This window comes from Methylorubrum sp. POS3, from assembly GCF_043352485.1.
Lineage (GTDB): Bacteria > Pseudomonadota > Alphaproteobacteria > Rhizobiales > Beijerinckiaceae > Methylobacterium > Methylobacterium suomiense.
Genome location: NZ_JAPRBT010000001.1, coordinates 1,127,935 through 1,149,578 on the forward strand (window position 1 = coordinate 1,127,935; position 21,644 = coordinate 1,149,578).

The window sequence follows — 21,644 nt, forward strand, 5'->3', positions numbered from 1 at the left end:
TTCCGCTGCATACCTTGGCCGACGGCAACGGAGAGTGCCGGGGATGCGGACGAAACGACCATGACGCCGGACAGCCGACGCCGCGAGGACAGCGCGCTCGCCCGCCTCGCGCTTCGCTTCACCGACTGGGCGGAGAAGTGGTTCCCCGACGCCTTCGTCTTCGTGGCGATCGCGGTGGTGATCGTGGCGGGCGCAGCACTCCTCAACGGGGCGCCGGTCCAGGCGGTGACGAAGAGCTTCGGCGACGGTTTCTGGAGCCTGATCCCCTTCACCATGCAGATGGTGTTCGTCACCATCGGCGGCTACGTGGTGGCGACCTCCGCCCCCGTGCAAGCGCTGATCGAGCGGATGGCGCTGGTGCCGAAGACCGGCCGCGGCGCCATCGGCTACGTGGCGCTCGCCACCATGCTGTCCTCGCTCCTCAGCTGGGGCCTGAGCCTGATCTTCGGCGGCCTGCTGGCCCGCGCCCTGGCCCGCCGCACCGACCTGCGGATGGATTACCGCGCGGCGGGCGCCGCCGCCTATCTAGGCTTGGGCGCCACTTGGGCGATGGGCCTCTCCTCGTCCGCCGCGCAGCTTCAGGCGAACCCCAAAAGCCTGCCACCGGGCCTGCTGCAGATCACCGGCGTAATCCCGTTCAGCGAGACCATCTTCCTCTGGCAATCGATGCTGATCACCGTGATCCTCGTGGTCATCTCGGCGGTGATCGCGATCGCCTCGGCGCCGGGGCCGGACACGGCGGTGACGGCCCAGGATCTCGGCGTCGACGTGACGAAGGAGGAGCAGACGGTCGAGCCGCCGAAGCAGCCCGGCGAGTGGCTCGAGCACGCGCCGATCCTGACGGTGCTGATCGGTCTGTTGGCCGCCGGCTGGCTGATCCAGGAATTCTCGCGGCAGGACTGGATGATCGCGATCTCCAGCCTCAACACCTACAATTTCCTGTTCCTGATGACCGGCTTCGTGCTGCACTGGCGACCCAAGCGCTTCCTGGTGGCGCTCGGCAAGGCGGTGCCGGCCACCGCCGGTATCCTGATCCAGTTCCCGTTCTACGCCGCCATCGCGGCGATCCTGACGGGCGCCAAGAATGCCGCCGGCCACAGCCTCTCGGACGTCATCGCCCACGCCTTCGTGGCGCTGAACACGCAGGGCTCGTTCCCGCTCGCCATGGGCGTCTACTCGGCGCTGCTCGGCTTCTTCATTCCCTCCGGCGGCGGCAAGTGGCTGTTGGAAGCGCCCTACGTGATGCAGGCGGCGAACGAGCTGAAGGTCCACCTCGGCTGGGCGGTGCAGGTCTACAACGCGGCCGAAGCGCTGCCGAACCTCATCAATCCGTTCTTCATGCTGCCGTTGCTCGGCATCCTCGGTCTGAAGGCGCGCGACATCGTCGGCTTCAGCTTCCTGCAGCTTATCGTCCACCTGCCGCTGGTGTTGTTCCTGCTCTGGGCGCTCGCCTTCACGCTGACCTACCACCCGCCGGTCATTCCGTAGGGCGCGCCCTGATCCGGGTTTCGAAAGGACAAGTCCTCTCGCAGGTCCAGGACCGAGCCCTGGTGAAGGGAAACCGGGGCGCTGCCCCGGCGCCCCGCCAGAGGGCTCGCCCTCTGGGAACTCGTTACGGAATTAGGACAGCCACGGCGGCGAGGAGCCAGCCCGCCATCAGCACGACTCCGCCCGTCGGTGCCGCCATCGGGAAGAGCGGCTGACCGACCAGCGCCCGCATGGCGAGGTCGCCGGAGAACAGCGCGAGCCCGAGCACCAGCGCGCCCGCGGCGGCGCGGGTGAGGGCGCCACGGGTCACGCCCGCGGCGGCGAACCCGACGAGCGCCAGGATGGCGGGGGCGTGGAACAGCAGGAACTGTGCGGCGGTCTTCAGCGTCTCGCCGCCGCTCGTATGCGCGGCGGCCGCGCTGGCGGCGACGCCGAGGAGGCCCGTCAGCGCGGCCAGGGCCGCGAGCGCGCGATCGAGGCCGGTCACGCGCCGCGCTCCTGCAGCAGGCGGGCGATGCTGGCGCGCAGCTCCGCCACGCCGCGGTCGTCGCGGCTCGAGGTCAGCAGTACTTCAGGATAGGCCGCCGGGCGACGGGCCAGCGCCGTGCGGATGCCCTCGATGCGCTTGTCGATCTCGGACTTCTTGAGGGCATCGCCCTTGGTCAGGACGAGCTGGTAGGAGACTGCGGCCTTGTCGAGCCCGTCGAGGAGGGCGGTATCGATCTCCTTCAGCCCGTGGCGCGAATCGATCAGCACGTAGACGCGGGCGAGGTTCGAGCGGCCCTTGAGATAGGCGTGGATCAGCTTGGTCCAGGCCTCGACCTTGGCCTTCTCGACCTGGGCGTAGCCGTAGCCCGGCATGTCGACCAGGGTGAACCGCTCGCCGATCCGGAAGAAGTTGAGCTGCTGGGTGCGGCCCGGCGTGTGCGAGGTGCGCGCTAGGGTGTTGCGCCCAGTCAGGGCGTTGACGAGGCTCGACTTGCCGACATTCGAACGGCCGGCAAAGGCGATCTCGACGCCATCCATCGGCGGCAGCGCACCGAGCGCGGGGGCGGCCGAGGTGAAATCGGCCGAGCCGGCGAAGAGCAGGCGGCCGGCTTCGAGCAGCTCCGGGGTGGGGTCGTCGGTTGCGGCGTCAGTCATGGGATCGGGGCCGCTGATGTCCCTCTCCTTCGTGGGGAGGGATGAGGCGTCAGGATGGTGCGGGAGGCGCCGCAGTGCCCTCTCGCGGACCGACCACCTCCTGCCGCCGCACCCCTCGGATGGGCTTCGTCAAGCGGGGTGGACCGGATTTGGATCTCGGGCAGACCCGAGATCCGAGAGCGCGAGGCCCGCGCCGCGTTCGAGCGGGCGGGCCGTCACGCCGGTGGGCGTCAGCTCTTGGCCGGGGCGCCCTTGTTGCGCTTGAACGTGCCTCTGAGGTTGTCCCACAATTCCACCTTCACGCCGTTGCGGCGCATGATGACGTATTGCTGGATCACCGAGAGCAGGTTGTTCCAGGCCCAGTAGATCACCAGGCCGGCCGGGAACGAGCCGAGCATGAAGGTGAAGATGATCGGCATGAAGGTGAAGACCTGCGCCTGGACCGGGTCCGGCGGCGCGGGGTTCATCTTCATCTGGACGAACATCGTCACGCCCATGATGATCGGCCACACGCCGATATGGACGAAGTCGGGCGCCGCGAACGGCAGCAGACCGAACAGGTTCAGCAGGCTCGTCGGATCGGGCGCGGCGAGGTCCTGAATCCAGCCGAAGAACGGCGCGTGCCGCATCTCGATGGTGATGAACAGGACCTTGTACAGCGCGAAGAAGACCGGGATCTGGATCAGCACCGGCCAGCAGCCGGCGACCGGATTGATCTTCTCCTTCTTGTACAGCTCCATCATCGCCTGTTGTTGCTTCATCTTGTCGTCTTTGTACCGCTCCCGGATGGAGGTCATCTCGGGCTGCACGGCCTTCATCTTGGCCATGGAGACGTAGGAGCGGTTGGCGATCGGCAGGAAGAAGATCTTCAGGATCAGGGTCACGAGCAGGATCGAGACGCCGAAATTGCCCGCGAGATGGAAGAAGAAGTCGAGCGCGCGGAACATCGGCTTGGTCAGGAACCAGAACCAGCCCCAATCGATCATCGAGTCGAACTCGCGGATGCCAAGATCGCGCTTGTACTCGTTGATCTGGTTGACTTCCTTGGCCCCGGCGAACAGGCGCTGGGTGGTGGCCGAGGAGGCCCCCGGCGCCACCGAAACGGCGTCGCCGCGCACGCTGGTCTGGTAGACCTTGGTGGCTCCGTCGGTGCGCTCGGTATAAGCGCCGGTGAAGGGCTTGTCCTGCTCGGGGATCGCCGCCGCCGCCCAGTACTTGTCGGTGATGCCGACCCAGCCGCCGGTCACGTTCGACCACGCCTTGCCGCGGGTGTTGGGGCCGCCATAGGCGGGCTCCTTGGCGAGGGCGTCGTAGCTGTATTCCTGCAGGCGGTCGTCGCCGAGCCAGCCGATCAGGCCCTCGTGCAGCACGTAGTAGCCCTGGGTGTGCGGCTTACCCCAGCGGGAGACGAGGCTGTAGGGATAGAGCGTGACCGCGTTGGCCGACTTGTTCTCGACCTCGTCGCGGACCGTGAACATGAACTTGTCGTCGACCGCGAGGATGCGCTTGAAGGTCAGGCCCTGGCCGTTCTCCCAGCTCAGCGTCACCGGCTTGCCGGGCGCCAGCAGATCGCCGTCGGCCGTCCACACCGTCTCGGCATTCGGCAGGGGACCGGCGTTCTGGCCGACCCAGCCGAACTCGGCATAATAGGGATTCGGGCTTCCCGTCGGCGAGAGCAGGACGATGCGCGGGCTCTCGTCGCTCACGGTCTCGTGGTAATTCTTGAGGCTCACGTCGTCGATGCGGGCGCCCTTCAGGGCGACCGAACCGTAGAGCGCGGGCGTGTCGATCCGCAGCCGAGCCGAGCGGGCGAGGGCGTCCTCGCGCGAGACCGGACCGGCCGGAGTCGGCAGCGTGCCGGGCACGGGGGCCGAGGGGCCGCCCTCGCGCGGGCTCGGGGCCGGCACGCCGTCGGCGGTCGGAGCGCCCGGCTGGGTGCTCTGGCTCTGGGCCGCCGCCTGCCGCTGCCTCTCGGTCGCCGGGCCGGTCACGAAGTAGTGCCAGCCGAGCAGGACCACCAGAGACAAGGCGATCGCGACGAACATGTTCGTCTTGTCGTTACCCATCGGTCGATCCGTCAGGCGCCATCGATACGGGAAGGGGGGAGGGGCCGGCAGCCCGATTTCGGCCGCGGCGGGGGCCACGGACCGGATTCGGACGGTCGGGAGAGTGGGTGGGCTTAGCACCGGCAGGCTTGGGGCCGGGCGGCCGCGTCACCGTGCGCAGGGCTCGGCGCAGATCCTCGACGAGGCTCTCGAAGGGAGCATCGAGGGCGGGGCGGCGGGCGATCACGACCACGTCGGCACCGATCTCGGGCGCATCATCGGCCACGAGGACGAGCGCGCTGCGCAGGCGGCGGCGAATCCGGTTGCGTTCGGTCGCATGGCCCACGCGCTTGGTGATGGTGAAGCCGAGGAACAGGCCCTCGGCGCGGGCGCCGTCGCGCTCCTCATCCGGCTCGCGCAAGCGCCCTTGCGCACTGAGGCGCTCGGTGTGGAAGCGCCGGCCCCCGGCAGCGGCCAGGAAGTCCGGGCGCCGCCGGAGTCGGCGGATCGTCGACACGGGCGCTCCGAGGCCGGTCCCGCCGGGCGGGCGGGACGGCGATGCGGCACCGCCCGAGGGGCGGCGCCGGTCCATCGATCAGGCGGAGAGGCGCTTGCGGCCGTGCGCGCGGCGGGCGGCAATGACCTTGCGGCCGCCGGCGGTGGCCATGCGCGCGCGGAAGCCGTGACGGCGCTTCCGGACAAGCTTGCTGGGCTGGTAAGTTCTCTTCATGGCGGGTCTCCGGCGGCCGAGGTAACGGCCCGGCGGCGCTGGAAGCGCGCGGACCGGCGTCGAGCCTCGAAATGGGATCTGCAAACGCGAAGGGCGCCCGGACGGGGCGCCGCATCGCAATGGCGCGGCTTATGGAGGAGGGGGCGCCCCAAGTCAATGTCGAGGGGCATGTCGGATGCGAACCCGCGCCTGCGAGTCCGATCCGGTTTGCGCGGGAACCTGGGGCCTTCGATCCTCGCCGAGGTGGTGGATGCCCGGCTTTGTCTCGCCCTCGGTGCGCATGCGGCATCTCGGAATGCCGAGCCCGGACCGGTCCCCGTCGCTTAACCGGCAATTAACCTTTCCAGGATATCAAGAGGCACATCCAGATTGTCTGGATCCTGAGTGGGTCTTCCATCCGCTCTGTTTGAAGCCTCCCTGTAGACTCACGACAAGCCGCTCCGTGGAGCGGCTTTTTTTTGGCCTTTCGCAGGCCGGGAGCGGCCGGTCGACGCCGGCCTGTTAACGTTAAAACTTCGTGAAGCCCCTCGCTGGCCCCAAACGGCGCTACAGTTGCGCCGATGGCCGCAGCCGCACAGAACCCGTCCCGTTTCGGGACGAAACCGTGAGCAGCGCGGCACAGGAGGCAGGATGACCGAGTTCGACGTCACGTTCCGGGACGAGCGCCATTGGGTGAGCTTCGGCGAGTCCTACGTGGCCTCGGAGGGGTTCCGTACGCTGTTCCGCGAGGGCATGCTGCTGGTCGAGGAGACGGCGGCCTATCTCGATGGCGAGGGCCGCGCCGAATCGCGCCTGATCTCCCGCGATGCGACGCTCGCCTATGCCAGCGAGAGCATGCGCCTGACGACCCGCTTGATGCAGATCGCGTCCTGGCTCCTCGTGCAGCGCGCGGTCTCGGAAGGGGAATTGACCCTGGTGCAGGCGCAGGAAGAGAAGACCCGGGTGAAGCTCAACGAGCCCGAGCGGATCCCCGCCGAATCGAGCGCGACCTTCGCGGCTCTGCCCCTGCGGCTTCAGGATCTGGTGCGGCGCTCCCGTCGCCTCCACACCCGCATCCTGCATCTCGATCAACTGATCAGCGAGGATCGGCCGGCGCCGGCGCCGCTGGAGAGCCCGGTGACGGCACAGTTCGGGCGCCTGCGCGCGGCGTTCGGGGGCGAGTAGCCTCCGCTGCGGCCTGACCTCGACCCTGATCGGACAGGGCCGACAAACGAAAACGGCGCCGCAAGCGGCGCCGTTTCAGCGAATCGGGCAGCGGCCCGATCGCACGAGAATCACTTCTTGCCGAAGCCGAGGCCGGCGAAGCGGTTGTTGAAGCGCGACACGCGGCCGCCGCGATCGAGCATCTTCTGCTCGCCGCCGGTCCAGGCCGGGTGCGTCGTCGGATCGATGTCGAGGTTGAGGACGTCGCCTTCCTTGCCGTAGGTGGAGCGGGTCCGGTACTCGGTGCCGTCGGTCATCACGACCTTGATGAAGTGGTAGTCGGGGTGTTCGGTCCCCTTGGCCTTATCGGCCGCATTCTTTGCCATGACGCATTCCTGAGGTAGCACGCCGTCCGGCCTCGCCGCCGAGGAAACCGGCCTAGGGCAAAAGATCGCGCGCATTCGGTTGAGGGCGCGCCTATACCTCAGCGCCTGAGGGTGGACAAGAGACGCCGAGACACGCTGCGGCGTATGACATGGCACGACGACATGGCACGAAGAGAAGAAACGATGACGAGGAACGATGGCCCGCGCGCGTGAGGGGATGTCCGGAGCCGCGGACGCGACCGGTCGAGGAAAAGCGCCGCTCGGCGCGCTGAGACCCCTGGTCCCGTTCGCTGCCCGCTACCGCGGCCGCATCCTGGCGGCCTTGATCTCGCTGATCGCGGCCTCGGGCGCGACGCTGGTGGTGCCCGTGGCGATCCGGCGGGTGATCGATCACGGCTTCTCGCCGGAAGGCCAGGTCTTCATCAATTCCTATTTCCTGGCCCTGCTCGGGGTCGTGGCGGTGCTCGCGGTGTCGAGCGCGGGCCGCTACTACTCGGTGGTGACCCTGGGCGAGCGGGTCGTCGCGGATCTGCGCTCGGCGGTGTTCGCCCGGCTGACGAGTCTCGACCCGACCTTCTTCGACAAATCGCAATCGGGCGAGATCGTCTCGCGGCTGACGGCGGACGCCACCCAGGTCAAGGCGGTGTTCGGCGTCTCGATCTCGATCCTGCTGCGCAACCTGTTCCTGTTCGTCGGCGCCGTCGTGATGATGGTGTGGACGAGCCCCGGCCTGTCGATCCTCGTGCTGGCGGCGATCCCGCTCATCGTGTTCCCCCTGATCGTGTCCGGACGCGGCGTGCGCCGCCGCTCGCGGGCCGCGCAGGATCGCCTCGCCGACGCCTCGGCCTATGCCGCGGAGGCGGTCGGGGCGATCCGCACGATGCAGGCCTTCGGCATGGGTCGCACCACCGCGGAGCGCTTCGCCGCGGCTTCCGAGAACGCCTACGGGGCGGCGCGTGCCTCGATCACGGCCCGCGCCTTGCTGACCGGCGTGGCGATCTTCCTGATCTCGGCCTCGGTCGTCGGCGTGATGTGGTACGGCGCCAAGGGCGTGCTGGCGGGCACCACCTCCGCCGGCCAGCTCTCGCAATTCGTGCTCTACGCGGTGTTCGGCGCGAGCGCGCTCGGCCAGCTCTCGGAAGTCTATGGCGAACTCGCCCAGGCCGCAGGTGCCGCCGAGCGTCTCGGCGAGATTCTCGCCACCGAGCCGGTGATCCAGTCGCCGAAGACGCCGACCCCGCTGCCGAGCCCGGCCCGCGGTGCGCTCAGTTTCGAGAATGTGCGCTTCCGCTACCCGACCCGGCCCGAACACGCGGCGCTCGACGGCGTCTCCCTGACGGTGGCCCCCGGCGAGCGGGTGGCGCTCGTCGGTCCCTCGGGGGCCGGCAAGACCACGGTGCTGCAATTGCTGCTGCGGTTCTACGATCCGGACGAGGGCGCGGTGCGTCTCGACGGCGTGCGCCTGCCCGAGGCCGATCTCGACGCCTTGCGCGCCCGCCTGTCGCTGGTGCCGCAGGACCCGGTGGTGTTCTCCGGGACGGTCACGGAGAATATCCGCTACGGCCGGCCGGAGGCGAGCGATGCGCAGATCGAGGAGGCGGCGCGGCTCGCCAATGCGGACGGGTTCGTCCGCGCCCTGCCGCAGGGCTACGCGACGCTGCTGGGCGAGCGCGGCACCACGCTCTCCGGCGGCCAGCGCCAGCGGATCGCCATCGCCCGCGCGATCCTCAAGGATGCCCCGGTCCTGCTCCTCGACGAGGCGACCTCGGCGCTCGATGCCGAGAGCGAGCGCGCGGTCCAGACCGCCCTCGACCGGCTGATGCAGGGGCGTACCACCCTCGTCATCGCCCATCGGCTGGCCACGATCCGCGCCGCCGACCGCATCCTCGTGTTCGACGGCGGCCGCATCGTCGAGGAAGGCACCCACGAGAGCCTGCTGGCGGAAGGGCGCCTCTACGCGCAACTCGCGAGCCTGCAATTCACCGACGCCTTCGACGAGAGCGCTCGCGCCCGCGATCCCGGCCCGAAGGTCGCCGCGGAGTAGGGCGCCTTGGACCTCACCCGCTTCCCGCGCGCGGCGCTCACCGACGGCCCGACCCCGATCCGCTCGCTGGACCGGCTCTCGACCCATCTTGGGGCCGAGCTCAACGGCGTGCGCCTGTTCGTGAAGCGCGACGATGTCGGGCCCGTGGGTGGGGGCGGCAACAAGCTGCGCAAGCTCGAATTCCTGCTGGGCCAAGCGCTGGCGGAGGGGGCCGACACCGTCATCACCGTCGGGGCGCTGCAATCGAACCACGCGCGGCTGACCGCGGCGGCGGCGGCCCGCCTCGGGCTCGCCTGCGAGCTGTTCCTCACCCGCAGCGTGCCGCGGGAGGATGCCGACTACACCGGCAACGGCAACCGCCTGCTGCAGGACTTGTTCGGCGCGCGCATCCATCTCCTGCCGGGGGAGGCGGATTCGTTGGCGGAGGCCGAAGCGCGGGCGGAAGTCCTGCGAGGCGAGGGGCGGCGGGTCTCCGTCTTCCCCTCCGGCGGCTCGAGTCCGCTCGGCTGCCTCGGCTACGCCGCTTGCGCCGCCGAGATCGCCGAACAGGCCGCGTTGATCGGGCTCGACTTCGCCCGTATCGTCGTCCCGAACGGCAGCGCCGGCACCCATGCCGGCCTCGCCGCCGGATTTTTGGCCCTGGGGCGCGATCCGAGATGCGTCCTGTCCTACACCGTGCTCGCGCCGGAGGAGCAGGCCCGCAGCGCCACCGTCGCCCGGGCGCGCGACACCGTTGCGCTGATCGATCCCGGCCTCACGCTGCCCGACGACGCCATCGGAATCGACGGCGCCCATCGCGGCCCCGGCTACGGCATCCCGACGGAGGGCATGCGCGAGGCCGTGCGCCTGATGGCGCGGACGGAAGGGCTTCTGCTCGACCCGGTCTATAGCGGCAAGGCCTTTGCGGGATTGCTGCACGATGTGCGCGCGGGGGCCTATCCGGCGGGGGCGGCGGTCCTGTTCGTGATGACCGGCGGCGTGCCGGGGTTGTTCGCGTATCGGGGGGAGTTTGCGGGGGCGTGAGGTTTCAGCTTCGCATCGAGCGAGCCGATCCAATCTCGCCTGTCCCACCCAGTTCCCTCATCCTGAGGTGCCGCAGCGAAGCGAAGGCCTCGAAGGAGGGATCCAGAGATCGCCGAGGCGTCTGGAGGCCTCCTTCGAGGCTGCTTCGCAGCACCTCAGGATGAGGGGATTTGGTAGGACAAGGCGGATCGACTCGGAGATGCCGCTCCGTCCATGCCCACCTTCGTCTACATCCTCCGCTGCGCCGACGGCAGCTATTACGTCGGCTCGTCGCGCGGCGAGTCGCTGGACAAGCGCCTCGGTGAGCATCAGGCCGGAACCTATGCCGGCTACACCAGCCGGCGGCGGCCGGTCACGCTCGTCTGGTCGGAACCGTTCGAGCGTTTCGATGAGGCGGTCGCTTACGAGCGCCGGTTGAAGGGTTGGAGCCGGGCGAAGAAAGAGGCGCTCATCCACGGTGATTGGGATGGGCTCGTGAAAGCCGCCAAGCGGCCCACTGCACAAGGTGCCTCGGGCGCCTTGTCTTCCCCCACCCATACCTCTCATCCTGAGGTGCCCGCCCCGGCGGGCCTCGAAGGAGACCTCCAGTCTGCTCGCGATCCCTGAAGCCCTCCTTCGAGGCCGCTCACACGGCATTTCAGGATGAGGGCGGCGGAGAAGCGGTCAATGCGCCTCCTCCCAGTTCCCCGCCGCCCGCGCTTCCACCACCAGCGGCACGCGTAAGGTGAGCGCGGGAGCCGGCGCCTCCTCCATCACCCGGGCGATCACCGGGATCGCCCGCTCGACCTCCTCGTCGTGCGCCTCGAACACCAGTTCGTCGTGCACCTGCAGCAGCATCCGCACGTCGAGCTTCTCGGCCACGAGCGCGTCCTCCATCCGCGTCATGGCGCGGCGGATGATATCGGCGGCGGTGCCCTGGATCGGGGCGTTGATGGCCTGGCGCTCCACGCTCGCCCGCTCGGAGGGGTTGTTGGAGCGGATCTGCGGATAGTGGCAGACGCGCCCGAACAGGGTCGTGACGTAGCCCTTGTCGCGGCAGGAGCGCTTCGTCGTATCGATGTAGTCGCGGATGCCGGGAAAGCGCTCGAAATACTGCTTGATGAAGGCGGAGGCCTCCTCGCGGCCGATGCCGAGGCGGTCGGCCAGCCCGAAGGCCGAGATGCCGTAGATGATGCCGAAATTGATGGTCTTGGCCCGGCGGCGCAGATCGCCGGTCATCTGGTCGAGCGGCACGCCGAACATGGCCGAAGCGGTGGCCGCGTGGATGTCGAGCCCCTGCTCGAACGCCTCGCGCAGCTGCGGGATGTCGGCGATGTGGGCGAGGAGCCGCAGCTCGATCTGCGAGTAATCCGCCGAGATCAGCTTCTTGCCCTCCGGCGCCACGAAGGCGCGGCGGATGCGGCGGCCCTCCTCGGTGCGGATCGGGATGTTCTGCAGATTGGGATCGGAGGAGGAGAGCCGTCCCGTGGTGGTGGCGGCCAGGGAGAACGAGGTGTGGACCCGGTTGGTCTCCCGGTCGGCATGTTCCTGCAGCGAGTCGGTGTAGGTCGATTTCAGCTTGGAGAGCTGGCGCCAGTTCAGGATCTTCTTCGGCAGGTCGTGGCCGGCCTGCGCCAGCTCTTCGAGCAAGGTCGCGGGCGTGGCCCATTGGCCGGACGGCGTCTTCTTGGCGCCGGGCAGACCCATCTTGCCGAACAGCACGTCGCCGATCTGCTTCGGCGAGGACACCTGGAACTTCTCGCCGGCATCCTCCTGAATTTCCTCTTCGAGCCGCGCGAGGATCTGCGAGAAATCCCCCGAGAGGCGGCTCAGCATGCCGCGATCGATGCGGATGCCCGCCCGCTCCATCCGGGCGAGCACCGGCACGAGGGGGCGCTCCAGCGTCTCGTAGACCGTGACCCGCCGCTCCGCGACGAGGCGCGGCTTCATCATCCGCCACAGCCGAAGCGTCACGTCGGCATCCTCGGCCGCGTAGGCGGTCGCCTTGTCGAGGGGCACCCGGTCGAAGGTGACCTTGTTGCGCCCGGTTCCGGCGACGTCCGCGAAGGTGATCGGCTGGTGGCCGAGATGGCGGCGCGCCAATTCGTCCATGCCATGCCCGCCCTTGCCGGCATCGAGCACGTAGGAGATCAGCATCGTATCGTCGAACGGGGTCACGTCGATGCCGTAACGGTACAGCACCGAGAGGTCGTATTTCAGGTTCTGACCGATTTTGAGCGTGCCCGGATCTTCGAGCAGGGGCTTCAAGAGCCTCAGGGCTTCGTCGAGATCGATCTGCGCCGGTGCCTTGACGGCCTCGCCTCCCTCGCCGAACAGGTCGCCGCCCTTCGTTTCCGGTGCGACATGGGCGAGTGGGATGTAGCAGGCCCGCCCCGGGGCGGTGGCGAGCGAGACGCCGACCAAGCCCGCCTTGGCGGCGTCGAGGGCGTCGGTCTCTGTATCGACCGCGACCACGCCGGCCTCGTAGCTTTCGGCGATCCAGGCCTCCAGCTGCGCGACGGTGGTGACGGTCTCGTAGGCCGCGGTGTCGAACGGCTTGACCGCTTCCGCCGCGCGGGCGGCGACCAATGTCGAGGGTGTGGGCTCGGATGGTCCCCGCTTCTTCGGCGCGGCGTCGGGCAGGTCGAGATCGGCGAAGGGATCGACCTCGCCGGCCTCGGGGGGCGCCGCCCCGTCCGTGCGCTCGGGGGCCGCTTCCGTCTCGGGATCGACGGGCACGGAATCGTCGAAGAACGGCACCGCGTCCGAGCCGCCGGCGGCATTGGTGTAGGCGTGGGGCTGCGCCCCCGGCAGCAGGGCGGGGTCGGGTTTCACCGCCTCCGGATCGACGTGGAGCATCTGCGCGATGCGCCGCGTCAGGGTGTTGAACTCCATGGCCTTGAGGAAGCCGACCAGCTTCTCCGGGTTCGGCTCCGGCACGCCGAGCTCGTCCAGCGGCACCGGCACCGGCACGTTCTCTTCCAGGGCCACGAGGCGGCGGGAGAGTTTGGCCTGGTCGATATTGGCCAGCAGCGTCTCGCGGCGCTTGGGCTGCTTGATCTCGGCGGCCCGCTCCAGCAACTGCTCGAGGCTGCCATATTCCTTGATGAGCGCGGCGGCGGTCTTCAGCCCGATGCCGGGTACGCCCGGCACGTTGTCCGACGTGTCGCCAATGAGCGCCAGCGCGTCGCCGATCTGCTCCGGCGATAGGCCCTCCCACTTCGCGATGATCGCGTCGCGATCGAGATTGCGCTCGGGCCGGTAGCCGGGCTTGCCCTTGGCTCCCGACTCGAAATCGTAGAACCGGATCTTGTCCGAGACGAGCTGCATCAGGTCCTTGTCGGAGGACACGATGATGACCTCGGCGCCCCGGGCCTCGGCCTGCCGCGCATAGGTGGCGATCAGATCATCGGCCTCGAAGCGGATCAGCTCGACCGCGTGCAGGCCGAAGGCGCGCACCGCGTCGCGCATCAGCGGCATCTGCCGCTTGAGGTCGTCGGGCGCATCGGGGCGGTGACCCTTGTAGTCCGGGAACAGCTCCTTACGGAACGAGCCCTCGGACTTGTCGAAGACGATGCCGAGATGCGTCGGCTTCACCCCGGCGGCCCCGTCTTGGAGAAATTGCGCGATCTTCGTGCAGAAGAGGCGCACGGCGCCCGTGGGCAGACCGTCGGATGGCCGCGTGTTGTACTTCTGATCCTGGTTGATCGACTGGAAATACGCACGGAAGATGAAGGACGAGCCGTCGACCAGGATCACCCGGTCATCGGCACCGACCGGCTTCGCCGCAGCGGCTCGGGCCGGATGGGCTGTTGTCTCGTCGGTCATCTTTCGGGCCACCATCGGCGGGACGAACACGGAAGGCGAAGCCATAGAGCATTTTCGCCGTCCCGGGCCATCGCCACCGAGAGGGGAAATGCCGCCAATCACCGTTGATCGAGCGCCCGGGCCCGCATCGATCGTCGCGGCAGAGAAAAAATTCGCGGCGACCCGAGCCCAGTGCGCCGACGCACGTCCCAGGTTTGCGCCGCACAAACGCTGGAACCCATTGCTTAAGTTCATGAAATTTTTGAGCGCATCCTGTCGCGGCACCAAATTGCATCGTTCTCAGACTAATTTGAAAAATAGTGATGGTGCGGTGCGACAAAGCAGGCATTGCCGTCTAGATGAGACGCACCAGATTTGGTCCATCGCAAACGGGCAGCGACGACCGAAGCGGCGAATACGCTCTTTGTGTCTCACCCGCGCTGCCGAAGCTTCGAGATGTAGGATCAATCATGAAGATCACCCAGATCGCCGCCGCCGTTGCTCTGTCGCTCGGCCTTGCCGCGACCCCGAGCCTTGCACAGACCTTCGACACGGACAGCGCCAGCTACAACCGTGACGGCACCCTCAACGTATGGGGCGCCCATATCGAGCCGAACCGTCAGGGCGGTATCATCGGCGGCGTCGGCAACATCGTCGGCGGCACCGTCGGCGCGGCCGGCACCATCGTGGGCGGTGTGGTCGGCGGCACCGTCGGCGCAGCGGACGACATCGTCACCGGGTCGGTCGCTCCGCGTCGCGGCGGCACCGTCGATTTCTCGGCGCGCGGTGGTAACGCCGAGCAGCTCGACCGCACCGTGCCGCAGTATGGCCGCGTGAGCGGCGGCCCGGCCTACTAAGTCGAGCGCATCGTCTGAAGGGGAGCGGCGGGGTGAGAGCCCCGCCGTTCCCTTTTGCGTGATCGGGCCGCGCCTGGATGCATCCTAGGGCAACGATGCACTGCAAAGGACGTTGGGCAGCGGAGCTGCTCCAGCGACTTGCTCCGAGGATGAGGATGCCTATTCGAACCGTTCTGACCGTCGCGGCCCTGTCCGCGCTGCTCGCCGCACCCGCCCTTGCGGCCGGTGACCACGCTCACCCTGCCGCTGTGACCCTCCCGGAGGGAAGCGCCGTCCAGTGGCAGCCGGGGCCGCCGAACCTGCCCAAGGGCACGCAGATCGTCGCCTTGGCCGGCGATCCCACTAAACCCGGCCCCTTCGTTCTGAGGGTGAAGTTTCCGGCCAACACCGTGATCGCGCCGCACACCCATTCCAAGGATGAGACGCTGACGATCCTGACCGGCTCGATCTACCATCAGCACGGCAAGACCGTGGATAAGAGCAAGGGCGAGCCGCTCAAGGCCGGAGGCTTCGTCTACCTGCCCGAGGCCATGCCCCATTCCCTCTGGACCACCGACGAAGAGGTGATTCTTCAGGTCAACGGCAGCGGACCGTTCGGGGTCGATTACCTCAATCCGGCCGACGACCCGAGCCGCGCCCAGAACTGACGCCCGGGAACGAGGGGGCGTGCGGCGACGCCGCCGGGTGCCGCGTTTCGTCGGCGGCCCGCGCGTCGCCGCAGGATGTAGAGCGTCAGCCCGGTGGCCGCGAAGAGCGGTAGCGCCAGGGCGGCGACGAAGAACAGGAGGCCGACCGCCTCGCCGAAGAAGCGGCCTCGATGCACCTCGAACATGTTGTCGGCGATCCGGCGGCCGAGGGGCTTGTCGGCCGCCCGCTTGAGCGTGAGGAGCGATCCGGTCCGGGCATCGAAGGTCATCTCGTCCCGGTCCTCCGGCCTTTGCCCGGCCCGCAGCCAGCGGATGCGGATCACCCGCAGCTCCGGCCCCGGGAGGGTGAGCGTGGCCTGCGTCGCATCGCGACCCTCGGCTTCCATGAAGGTGGCCCAGGCGGCGTCGAGGGCGAAAGGTCGCTCGGGCGCGGCGGGGCGTTCGGTATTGCGGTTCGCCGCCGCTTCCTTCCCGGGCGGGACGGTGCCGGTGAGGAGCCAAGTCGCGCCGCTGCGATACCAGTCGTACGACCACCACAGGCCGGAGAGGACCAGCACGAGATAGATCGGCACGAGCCATGTGCCGAGCACCGCGTGCAGGGACCACCAGCGGGCCCGCCCTGGCCTGGCGAGGGTGGGCTTGAGCCAGATCTTCCAGCGGTGGATCTTGGGCCAGCGCAGATACACGCCGGTTCCGAGGAAGACGAGAAGGGTCAGGGCGCAGGTGCCCGTCGCCGTCCGGCCCCAACCCCCGCCGTCTCCGGGGAGCAGAAGGTAGCGGTGCAGCGCCCGGATCGTCGCGAACGCGCCCTCCGCCCGGGCGAGTCCGCGCAGCGTGCCGTCATATGGATCGAGATAGGCGGAGGCGGGGCGATGGCCGTCCTGCCGGGCGAAGCGGGCGCGGGGCACCCGCGCGGGGTCGCCCGCCAGGGTCAGGGCATCGACCGAGAGGCCCGGCCGTTGCGCCTCGGCCCGCGCGACCAGCGCGTCCGGCCCGAGCCGCGGCCGATCCTGGACCGGGGCCGCGAAGAAAGCGAGATCCGCATCGATCCACTCGTGGATCGCCTCCTCGTAGCTCATCATCGCGCCGGTCACGCCGATCAGCATCAGCGCGAAACCGGCGGTGAGGCCGAGGGCCCAATGGAGTCGGAACAGAACCGTGCGGACGGTCACCGTCATGTGGAAATCCCGATGGACCACCGGACGATGCGCGGTGATGACGATGGGAAACGGCATGCCCGCTGCCATGTCGGGCAGCGGGCGTCGATCGAGGTCGGGGGGACGGCTCGTGTCACCATCGCGAGGCCGTGTCGATCCATTCTTGGAGCGCGGCCTCGTAACGCGCGATCGCGCCGGTCACACCCGTCAGCACGAGGGCCAGACCGGCGCCGAGGCCGAGCGCCCAGTGCAAGCGCAGCACGAAGGTGCGGAGGGTCGCCGCCATGCACCAGCCCCGTCGATCACCAGAAGGTGCGCGCGGTGACGATGGCCTGGAACGGCTCGCCGATCGTGACGGCGTAATTGTTCGACCCGATGGACGAGGTGTAGGTCGTGGCGTTGGTCAGGTTGCGCAGGTTGAGCTGGAATGTCGCTGGCCGGCCCGCCACCTGGGTGTCGTAGGCCAGGAAGGCATCGGCGACCGCATATTCCGGCAGGAAGAAGCGGGCATTCGTGTAGGGTGATGGGAACCGGTTCGTCGCGGAGCCGGCCCGCTCGCCGACATAGCGCCCGCCGATGCCCGCCCGCAGTCGGCCCTCGCCGAAGAGGCCGGGCACCAGCCCGAAATCGTGGGTGAGGAACAGCGAGGCGGTGTGGATCGCGGCATTGGCGAGCCGCTTGCCGTTGATCGTCGGATCCGGGTCCTGTTCGACCCGCGCATCGTTGTAGGCATAGGTGCCGATGAGGCTCCAATCCGGCGCGATCTGCCCGGCAATGTCGAACTCGAACCCGCGGGAGCGGACGCGGCCTGCGACGCGGGCCAGGGTCTCCGTGATGGTCTTTTCCGACGGCCGTGCCGCAAGCTCCGCCTGCGTGGCCGCCCGCGTGACCTGCTCAACGAATTGCACGTTCGATTTGAGGATGTCGTAGAGCGCGGCGGTCGCCGTGATGCCGCCGAACAGCTCGGCCTTCAGTCCGACCTCGTAGGCGCGGCCCAATTCCGGCGGCAGCGCGCCGATCCGGCTCGCAATCGAGGAATTCGGCCGGAAGGTCTCGCTGTAGGAACCGTAGACCGACAGGTTCGGCGTCAGCATGTAGACGAGGCCGAGGCGCGGCACGGTGCGGTTGCCGGAGACGTCGGTGTTCCGGTTGAACGGGCGTCCCTTGCCGGCGATCTGATCGTAATCCTGATAGCGCAGGCCCGCGACGGCCGTGAGGCGGTCGGTCAGGGCTACGGTATCCTGAATGTAGACCGAGGTGGTGTCGAGGATCTCGCGCTGGTCGCTCTCCGAGTTGGACACCGCGAAGCTTTGCGGAAGCGTCCCGTAGACGGGGTTGTAGATGTTGAAGCCGGCGCGCTGCTGGCTTCGGATCATGTTCTGCCGGTGCCCATTCCACTGATCGTAGGAGGCACCGATCAGGATCTCGTGGTCGAAGCCGAGGATGGTCTCTTTGCCGACGAGGTCGATCCGGCCCGAATGTACGGAGGTGCTGGAGCCCTGGGTCGCGTCGACCCGGCGGGTCAGGATGCCGGTGGCCGGGTTGTAGCCCATCACCCGGGCTTGGTTGTCCGCGTAGAAATCGTGGCTGAAGGCGTAGTTGAGGTTCGCCTTCCACCGTTCGTTGAAGTTGTGCTCGGCCGAGAGCGTGGCGACGTGGCTCTCACCCCTGGTGATGTTGTAGCGCTCGTCGAAGCGCCGGCTGGACGGCACCCGCACCGCCTTGCCGGTGAGCGGATCGAACACCGTGCCGCGGTCGAACGGTTCGTGGTAACGCGACCATTCATAGCCCAGCGTCACCCGCGTGGCGTCGCCCTGCCATGTCACGGACGGGGCGACCACTTGGCGATTCTCGGTGCCGAAGTTGCGCCAGTATTCCCGGTTGCGGTGCTCGGCGATGAACCGGTAGGCGAGGTTCGTCCCCTCGATCGGACCGGTCTGGTCCAGCTCGATACCGCCACCGTTGAAGCTGGTGCCGAACACTTCGAGATAGCCCGCTTGAACGAAGCGCGGCTTCTTGGTGACGATGTTGATGAGCCCGCCCGGATCGAGGATGCCGTAGAGCGCCGAGGCCGGTCCCTTCAGCACCTCGACGCGCTGCGTCGTCGGCATGAACGAGCGCGGCAGGGCCGTGCGCAGACCGTCGCGCAGGATCGAGCCGTCCGCTCGCTCGCCGAAGCCGCGGCGGAGGAAGGCGTCCTGCGTACCGCCGAGGGTGTTGGTCTGGGTGATGCCCGATACGTTGACGAGCGCTTCGTCGAGGCTGCGCACGGCCTGATCCTGCAGCACCTGCTCGGTGACCACGGCGATGGATTGCGGCACCTTGATCAGCGGGGTCTCGGTGATCGTGGCCACGGAGGAACGCACGGGCTGGTAGCCCCGGGAGATCGCCTTGCCGTCACCGGTCACCGACAATTCGTCGAGGGCGACGACGGGATCGCTCGCTCCCTGCGCCTGCGCTTCGGATGCGGCGAGCAGCGCGCCGAGCAGGAGCACGGTCGCGGAAGGAGATTGTGGGGGCATGCAGTCGGGTCGTCCGCCCCAACCGGCGCCCGCGGAAGGCGGGCCGATCCGTCAGTCGGGCCTATCTTCCTAACAATTGTTAATTTTTGAGGTCAAGGTGAGATCCGTGCATGCCCGCCGATCCACGAAACTCGATTGACGATCTCAGGGAAAATCAGTCTTGATCGCCACCTTCGACTTGTTGAAACCTCTGGCCTCACGGTGAGGCGCCGACCGTGTCCGCCATTCGGGCATCGCGGTCGCCGAGGGGCTTCGGCGCACCGACCGTCGTGTCCTCCGCGGTCTGGTGCTCGGTCTCGGCATTGATCTGGGCGCCGAGCAGCACGATCGTGGTCGAGATCCAGATCCAGGTCATGAAGCCGATGGCGGCCCCGAGCGACCCGTAGGTCTTGTCGTACGAGCCGAAATTCGCGACGTACCACGAGAATAGCAGCGAACCGGCCAGCCACAGGAAGGCGGCGAGCACGCCGCCGGGGGTCACCCAGCGCCAGCGCGGCGCGTCTCGGCTCGGGCCGTAGCGATAGAGCACGGCGAGCATTCCCAGCACGACGAGGAACAGCGCCGGCCAGCGCAGCAGCGCGAGCCACCATCCCTCCGTGCTCAGGCCCAGGGTCTGGATCGCCACCGGCACGGCGACGATGCCGGCCAAGGCCAGCACGATGAAGAGCAGGGCGCCGGCCGTGAAGGCGAGCGAGACGAGGTTGAGCCGAAAGAAGCCGCGCCGCTCGCGCTCGTTGTAGACGAGGTTGAGCGCGTCGAAGACGTGCTTGACCCCGCCATTGGCGCTCCAGACCGAGAGGGCGATGCCGGTGAGCGCGGTGAGGCCCAGGGTCGTGTCACCCTTCTCGGCCACGCGCTTGACCTGTTCGCTGACGATGTCGAGCCCGCCCGAGGGCAGGATCCCGCGCAATGCCTCGATCTGCTGGTTGATCGTCGCGATGTCGGCGATCAGGCCGTAGACTGAGACCAGGGCGGCGATGGCCGGGAAGATCGCCAGCAGTACGAAGAAGGTCACCCCCGCCGAGACCAGCATCAGCCGGTTCTCGCCGACGTCGTGGTAGGCGCGCTTGAGGATGTCCCACCAGCCCGCAGCAGGGATCTTCTCGGGGCTCTCGGCCGCCCGGCCGCGATCCCGCTCCGTCCGCGCCACCCGATGCGCATCCGCACCCTCGTGCGAGGGCGATTCCTGGCGGGCCGCGTCCCCGTTCGGCTCTCGCGGGACGCCGCCAGAGCGGGAAGGAGCCCGGCGCGGCAGGGCGACGAGCCCGAGAAGGGCCGCCGACAGGGCGAGCGTCCACAGCGTGGGGTGGCGCGGTTCGGGATGGATCACGGGAAGGGACGGGGACGGGTCGTTCGTCGGCATCGTCTCGGTCGGCTCCGGTCACCGCGGGAAAGCGGCACCATGGGCAACCGCCGGGCACCGTACTCGGTTCACATCGGCGTGAGGGGCCGCGCGTTCTGCCCTTGAAAATTCACAATTCAAACACCCTTCTGCCGGAACCCTGAAGCTCGGCCCCATGTTGAGTGCGCATCGGTCGAACGCGACCAACCTCGACGAGTGTTTCTCACGATTGTTCCGCCCACGCGGAAAGCCGGCTCCTGCGTATCAGGAGCGTCGTGAGGTAGCTTCAGGAGCCGCCGATGCCTTCGACCCTGCCTCGCTCCGGACGGCGCATCGCGCTCGTTCTCGCCTCTTCCGCCCTTGTGTTCTCGACGATCGCGGGCGTCCACGCTCAGGAGGCCGGCCTCGGCGGCCTCTTCGGGCATCTCTTCGGTGGGACACCGCGGCAGGTCGAGGCTCCGCCCGCGCCCGTGCAGGCCGTGCCGTCCTATGGCGGGGGCGAGGTGAACGAGCGCTACCGCTGGCGCCGCCACAGCCGCGGGGCCGACCGTGCGAAGCCCAAGGTGCGCTACGCCGCCTTGCCGAAGGATGAGGACGTGTCCGGCGTCAGCGGCAAGCAGCCGGTCGATCAGAAGGCGATCGCAGCCAACCCGACCGCCGCCCTCCTTCGCGACGACACCCTGCGTCCCGGCGACATCGTGGTGATGCCCGGCGGTCCGAAGGTGTTTCTCGGCCGCGAGGATCGCGGACGCGGCAGCAAGGCGGCGCGCCACCGGATGACCGATTTCGAGGACGTTCGGTCCTCGCGCTCCCTCGACTCCAAGACCCGCAAGCAGCTGCTCGCCATGATGGTCCCCCACGGCGCCATGCCGGCGGAGGAGGCCCGCAAGGCACTGGCCAAAGCCCGCCGCCTCGCGCCGCAGGAGGAGATCGAGACGCTGACCCGGCAGGCCCGGGCCGAGACGGGCACCGGCGCCCGGGTGATCAGCTTGTGGAAGACGGCGCAGTAAACGGCGTCGGTCGGGCGGCGACGCGATCGGCGCTCGCACGGGGAATACCGCACGATCGAGATGAGCCGAGGGCGAGGGGACGATCCTCGCCCGAGCGTCGCGCTCGCCCTCGAAGGACTTGCCACCTCCTGTCGCGGCGCTCGTGTTTCGATCCGGAAAAGGTCGCCCGTTCTACGGGAAGGTGCAGGTCGCCGTCCTGTAAGAGCGCACGCATTCGCGGAGCGTTCGTCTGCACTCGCCCTTGCACAATGAGAACAAAACAGGTACGAAATGCATCGGCCCGGGCGCATTGAGCCTTGCGCCCCTCCCATGCATAAGGAG

19 protein-coding genes are annotated in these 21,644 nt (G+C 68.4%); 8 read left to right on the forward strand and 11 right to left on the reverse strand.

The annotated features are described in order from the left end of the window. Positions 1-60 precede the first annotated feature (60 nt). Positions 61-1,488 (forward strand): short-chain fatty acid transporter, encoded by a 1,428-nt coding sequence (locus OWC43_RS05260; protein WP_137827552.1) that lies wholly within the window; start codon positions 61-63, stop codon positions 1,486-1,488. 124 nt (positions 1,489-1,612) lie between these two features. Here OWC43_RS05260 and OWC43_RS05265 read toward each other — a convergent pair whose 3' ends face one another. The 5 genes from OWC43_RS05265 to rpmH form a co-directional block, all read right to left on the reverse strand. Then, positions 1,613-1,975: a DUF423 domain-containing protein gene (locus OWC43_RS05265; RefSeq protein ID WP_393955954.1), complete on the reverse strand. Its 363-nt coding sequence runs from the start codon at positions 1,973-1,975 to the stop codon at positions 1,613-1,615. After that, the gene (gene yihA / locus OWC43_RS05270; protein WP_393955955.1) at positions 1,972-2,631 is read right to left on the reverse strand and encodes a ribosome biogenesis GTP-binding protein YihA/YsxC; all 660 of its coding nucleotides are present in this window, start codon (positions 2,629-2,631) and stop codon (positions 1,972-1,974) included. Before yihA ends, OWC43_RS05265 begins: the two co-directional genes overlap by 4 nt. Positions 2,632-2,861: 230 nt before the next feature. After that, on the reverse strand, positions 2,862-4,697 hold the full coding sequence (yidC, locus tag OWC43_RS05275) for a membrane protein insertase YidC (RefSeq protein WP_238307919.1): 1,836 nt from the start codon (positions 4,695-4,697) through the stop codon (positions 2,862-2,864). Further along, a complete protein-coding gene (gene rnpA / locus OWC43_RS05280; protein ID WP_393955956.1) occupies positions 4,690-5,193 on the reverse strand; it encodes a ribonuclease P protein component in 504 nt (167 codons plus the stop codon). The genes yidC and rnpA overlap by 8 nt, the downstream gene beginning before the upstream one ends. A gap of 78 nt (positions 5,194-5,271) precedes the next feature. After that, entirely contained in the window at positions 5,272-5,406 is a 135-nt protein-coding gene (gene rpmH / locus OWC43_RS05285; protein ID WP_012253788.1) for a 50S ribosomal protein L34, read from the reverse strand. A 630-nt stretch (positions 5,407-6,036) separates the two neighbouring features. Here rpmH and OWC43_RS05290 point away from each other — a divergent pair. Beyond that, positions 6,037-6,570 carry a DUF1465 family protein gene (locus OWC43_RS05290; RefSeq protein ID WP_137827547.1) on the forward strand — a complete coding sequence of 178 codons (534 nt, stop codon included), beginning with the start codon at positions 6,037-6,039 and terminating at the stop codon, positions 6,568-6,570. 110 nt (positions 6,571-6,680) lie between these two features. Here OWC43_RS05290 and rpmE read toward each other — a convergent pair whose 3' ends face one another. Next, a complete protein-coding gene (gene rpmE / locus OWC43_RS05295; RefSeq protein WP_137827546.1) occupies positions 6,681-6,935 on the reverse strand; it encodes a 50S ribosomal protein L31 in 255 nt (84 codons plus the stop codon). Between the two features lie 196 nt (positions 6,936-7,131). Between rpmE and OWC43_RS05300 the strand changes: the two genes are divergently transcribed. The 3 genes from OWC43_RS05300 (at position 7,132) to OWC43_RS05310 (ending at position 10,608) form a co-directional block, all read left to right on the forward strand. After that, positions 7,132-8,979: an ABC transporter transmembrane domain-containing protein gene (locus OWC43_RS05300; RefSeq protein WP_393955957.1), complete on the forward strand. Its 1,848-nt coding sequence runs from the start codon at positions 7,132-7,134 to the stop codon at positions 8,977-8,979. A gap of 6 nt (positions 8,980-8,985) precedes the next feature. After that, on the forward strand, positions 8,986-10,002 hold the full coding sequence (locus OWC43_RS05305) for a D-cysteine desulfhydrase family protein (RefSeq protein WP_393955958.1): 1,017 nt from the start codon (positions 8,986-8,988) through the stop codon (positions 10,000-10,002). Positions 10,003-10,215: 213 nt separating this feature from the next. Then, entirely contained in the window at positions 10,216-10,608 is a 393-nt protein-coding gene (locus tag OWC43_RS05310) for a GIY-YIG nuclease family protein (protein WP_393955959.1), read from the forward strand. 57 nt (positions 10,609-10,665) lie between these two features. On the opposite strand, the gene polA is transcribed toward OWC43_RS05310, so the two are convergent. Continuing rightward, a complete protein-coding gene (gene polA, locus OWC43_RS05315; protein WP_393958497.1) occupies positions 10,666-13,809 on the reverse strand; it encodes a DNA polymerase I in 3,144 nt (1,047 codons plus the stop codon). Between the two features lie 449 nt (positions 13,810-14,258). Here polA and OWC43_RS05320 point away from each other — a divergent pair, with 449 nt between their 5' ends. Continuing rightward, positions 14,259-14,645, forward strand: a complete 387-nt coding sequence (locus tag OWC43_RS05320) for a hypothetical protein (RefSeq protein ID WP_393955960.1) — start codon at positions 14,259-14,261, stop codon at positions 14,643-14,645. Positions 14,646-14,800: 155 nt separating this feature from the next. Continuing rightward, positions 14,801-15,292 carry a cupin domain-containing protein gene (locus OWC43_RS05325; protein ID WP_393955961.1) on the forward strand — a complete coding sequence of 164 codons (492 nt, stop codon included), beginning with the start codon at positions 14,801-14,803 and terminating at the stop codon, positions 15,290-15,292. Here OWC43_RS05325 and OWC43_RS05330 read toward each other — a convergent pair. The 4 genes from OWC43_RS05330 to OWC43_RS05345 form a co-directional block, all read right to left on the reverse strand. Beyond that, the gene (locus OWC43_RS05330) at positions 15,250-16,470 is read right to left on the reverse strand and encodes a PepSY-associated TM helix domain-containing protein (RefSeq protein WP_393958498.1); all 1,221 of its coding nucleotides are present in this window, start codon (positions 16,468-16,470) and stop codon (positions 15,250-15,252) included. The two genes, OWC43_RS05325 and OWC43_RS05330, sit on opposite strands and share 43 nt — an antisense overlap. A 112-nt stretch (positions 16,471-16,582) precedes the next feature. Continuing rightward, positions 16,583-16,735, reverse strand: coding sequence for a hypothetical protein (locus OWC43_RS05335; protein WP_171015378.1), 153 nt, complete (start codon positions 16,733-16,735; stop codon positions 16,583-16,585). Between the two features lie 16 nt (positions 16,736-16,751). Next, a complete protein-coding gene (locus tag OWC43_RS05340; protein WP_393955962.1) occupies positions 16,752-18,971 on the reverse strand; it encodes a TonB-dependent siderophore receptor in 2,220 nt (739 codons plus the stop codon). Between the two features lie 196 nt (positions 18,972-19,167). Next, on the reverse strand, positions 19,168-20,334 hold the full coding sequence (locus OWC43_RS05345; RefSeq protein ID WP_393955963.1) for a YihY/virulence factor BrkB family protein: 1,167 nt from the start codon (positions 20,332-20,334) through the stop codon (positions 19,168-19,170). Between the two features lie 278 nt (positions 20,335-20,612). On the opposite strand from OWC43_RS05345, the gene OWC43_RS05350 reads away from it, so the two are divergent. After that, positions 20,613-21,323 carry a hypothetical protein gene (locus tag OWC43_RS05350; protein ID WP_137827538.1) on the forward strand — a complete coding sequence of 237 codons (711 nt, stop codon included), beginning with the start codon at positions 20,613-20,615 and terminating at the stop codon, positions 21,321-21,323. Positions 21,324-21,644 lie beyond the last annotated feature (321 nt).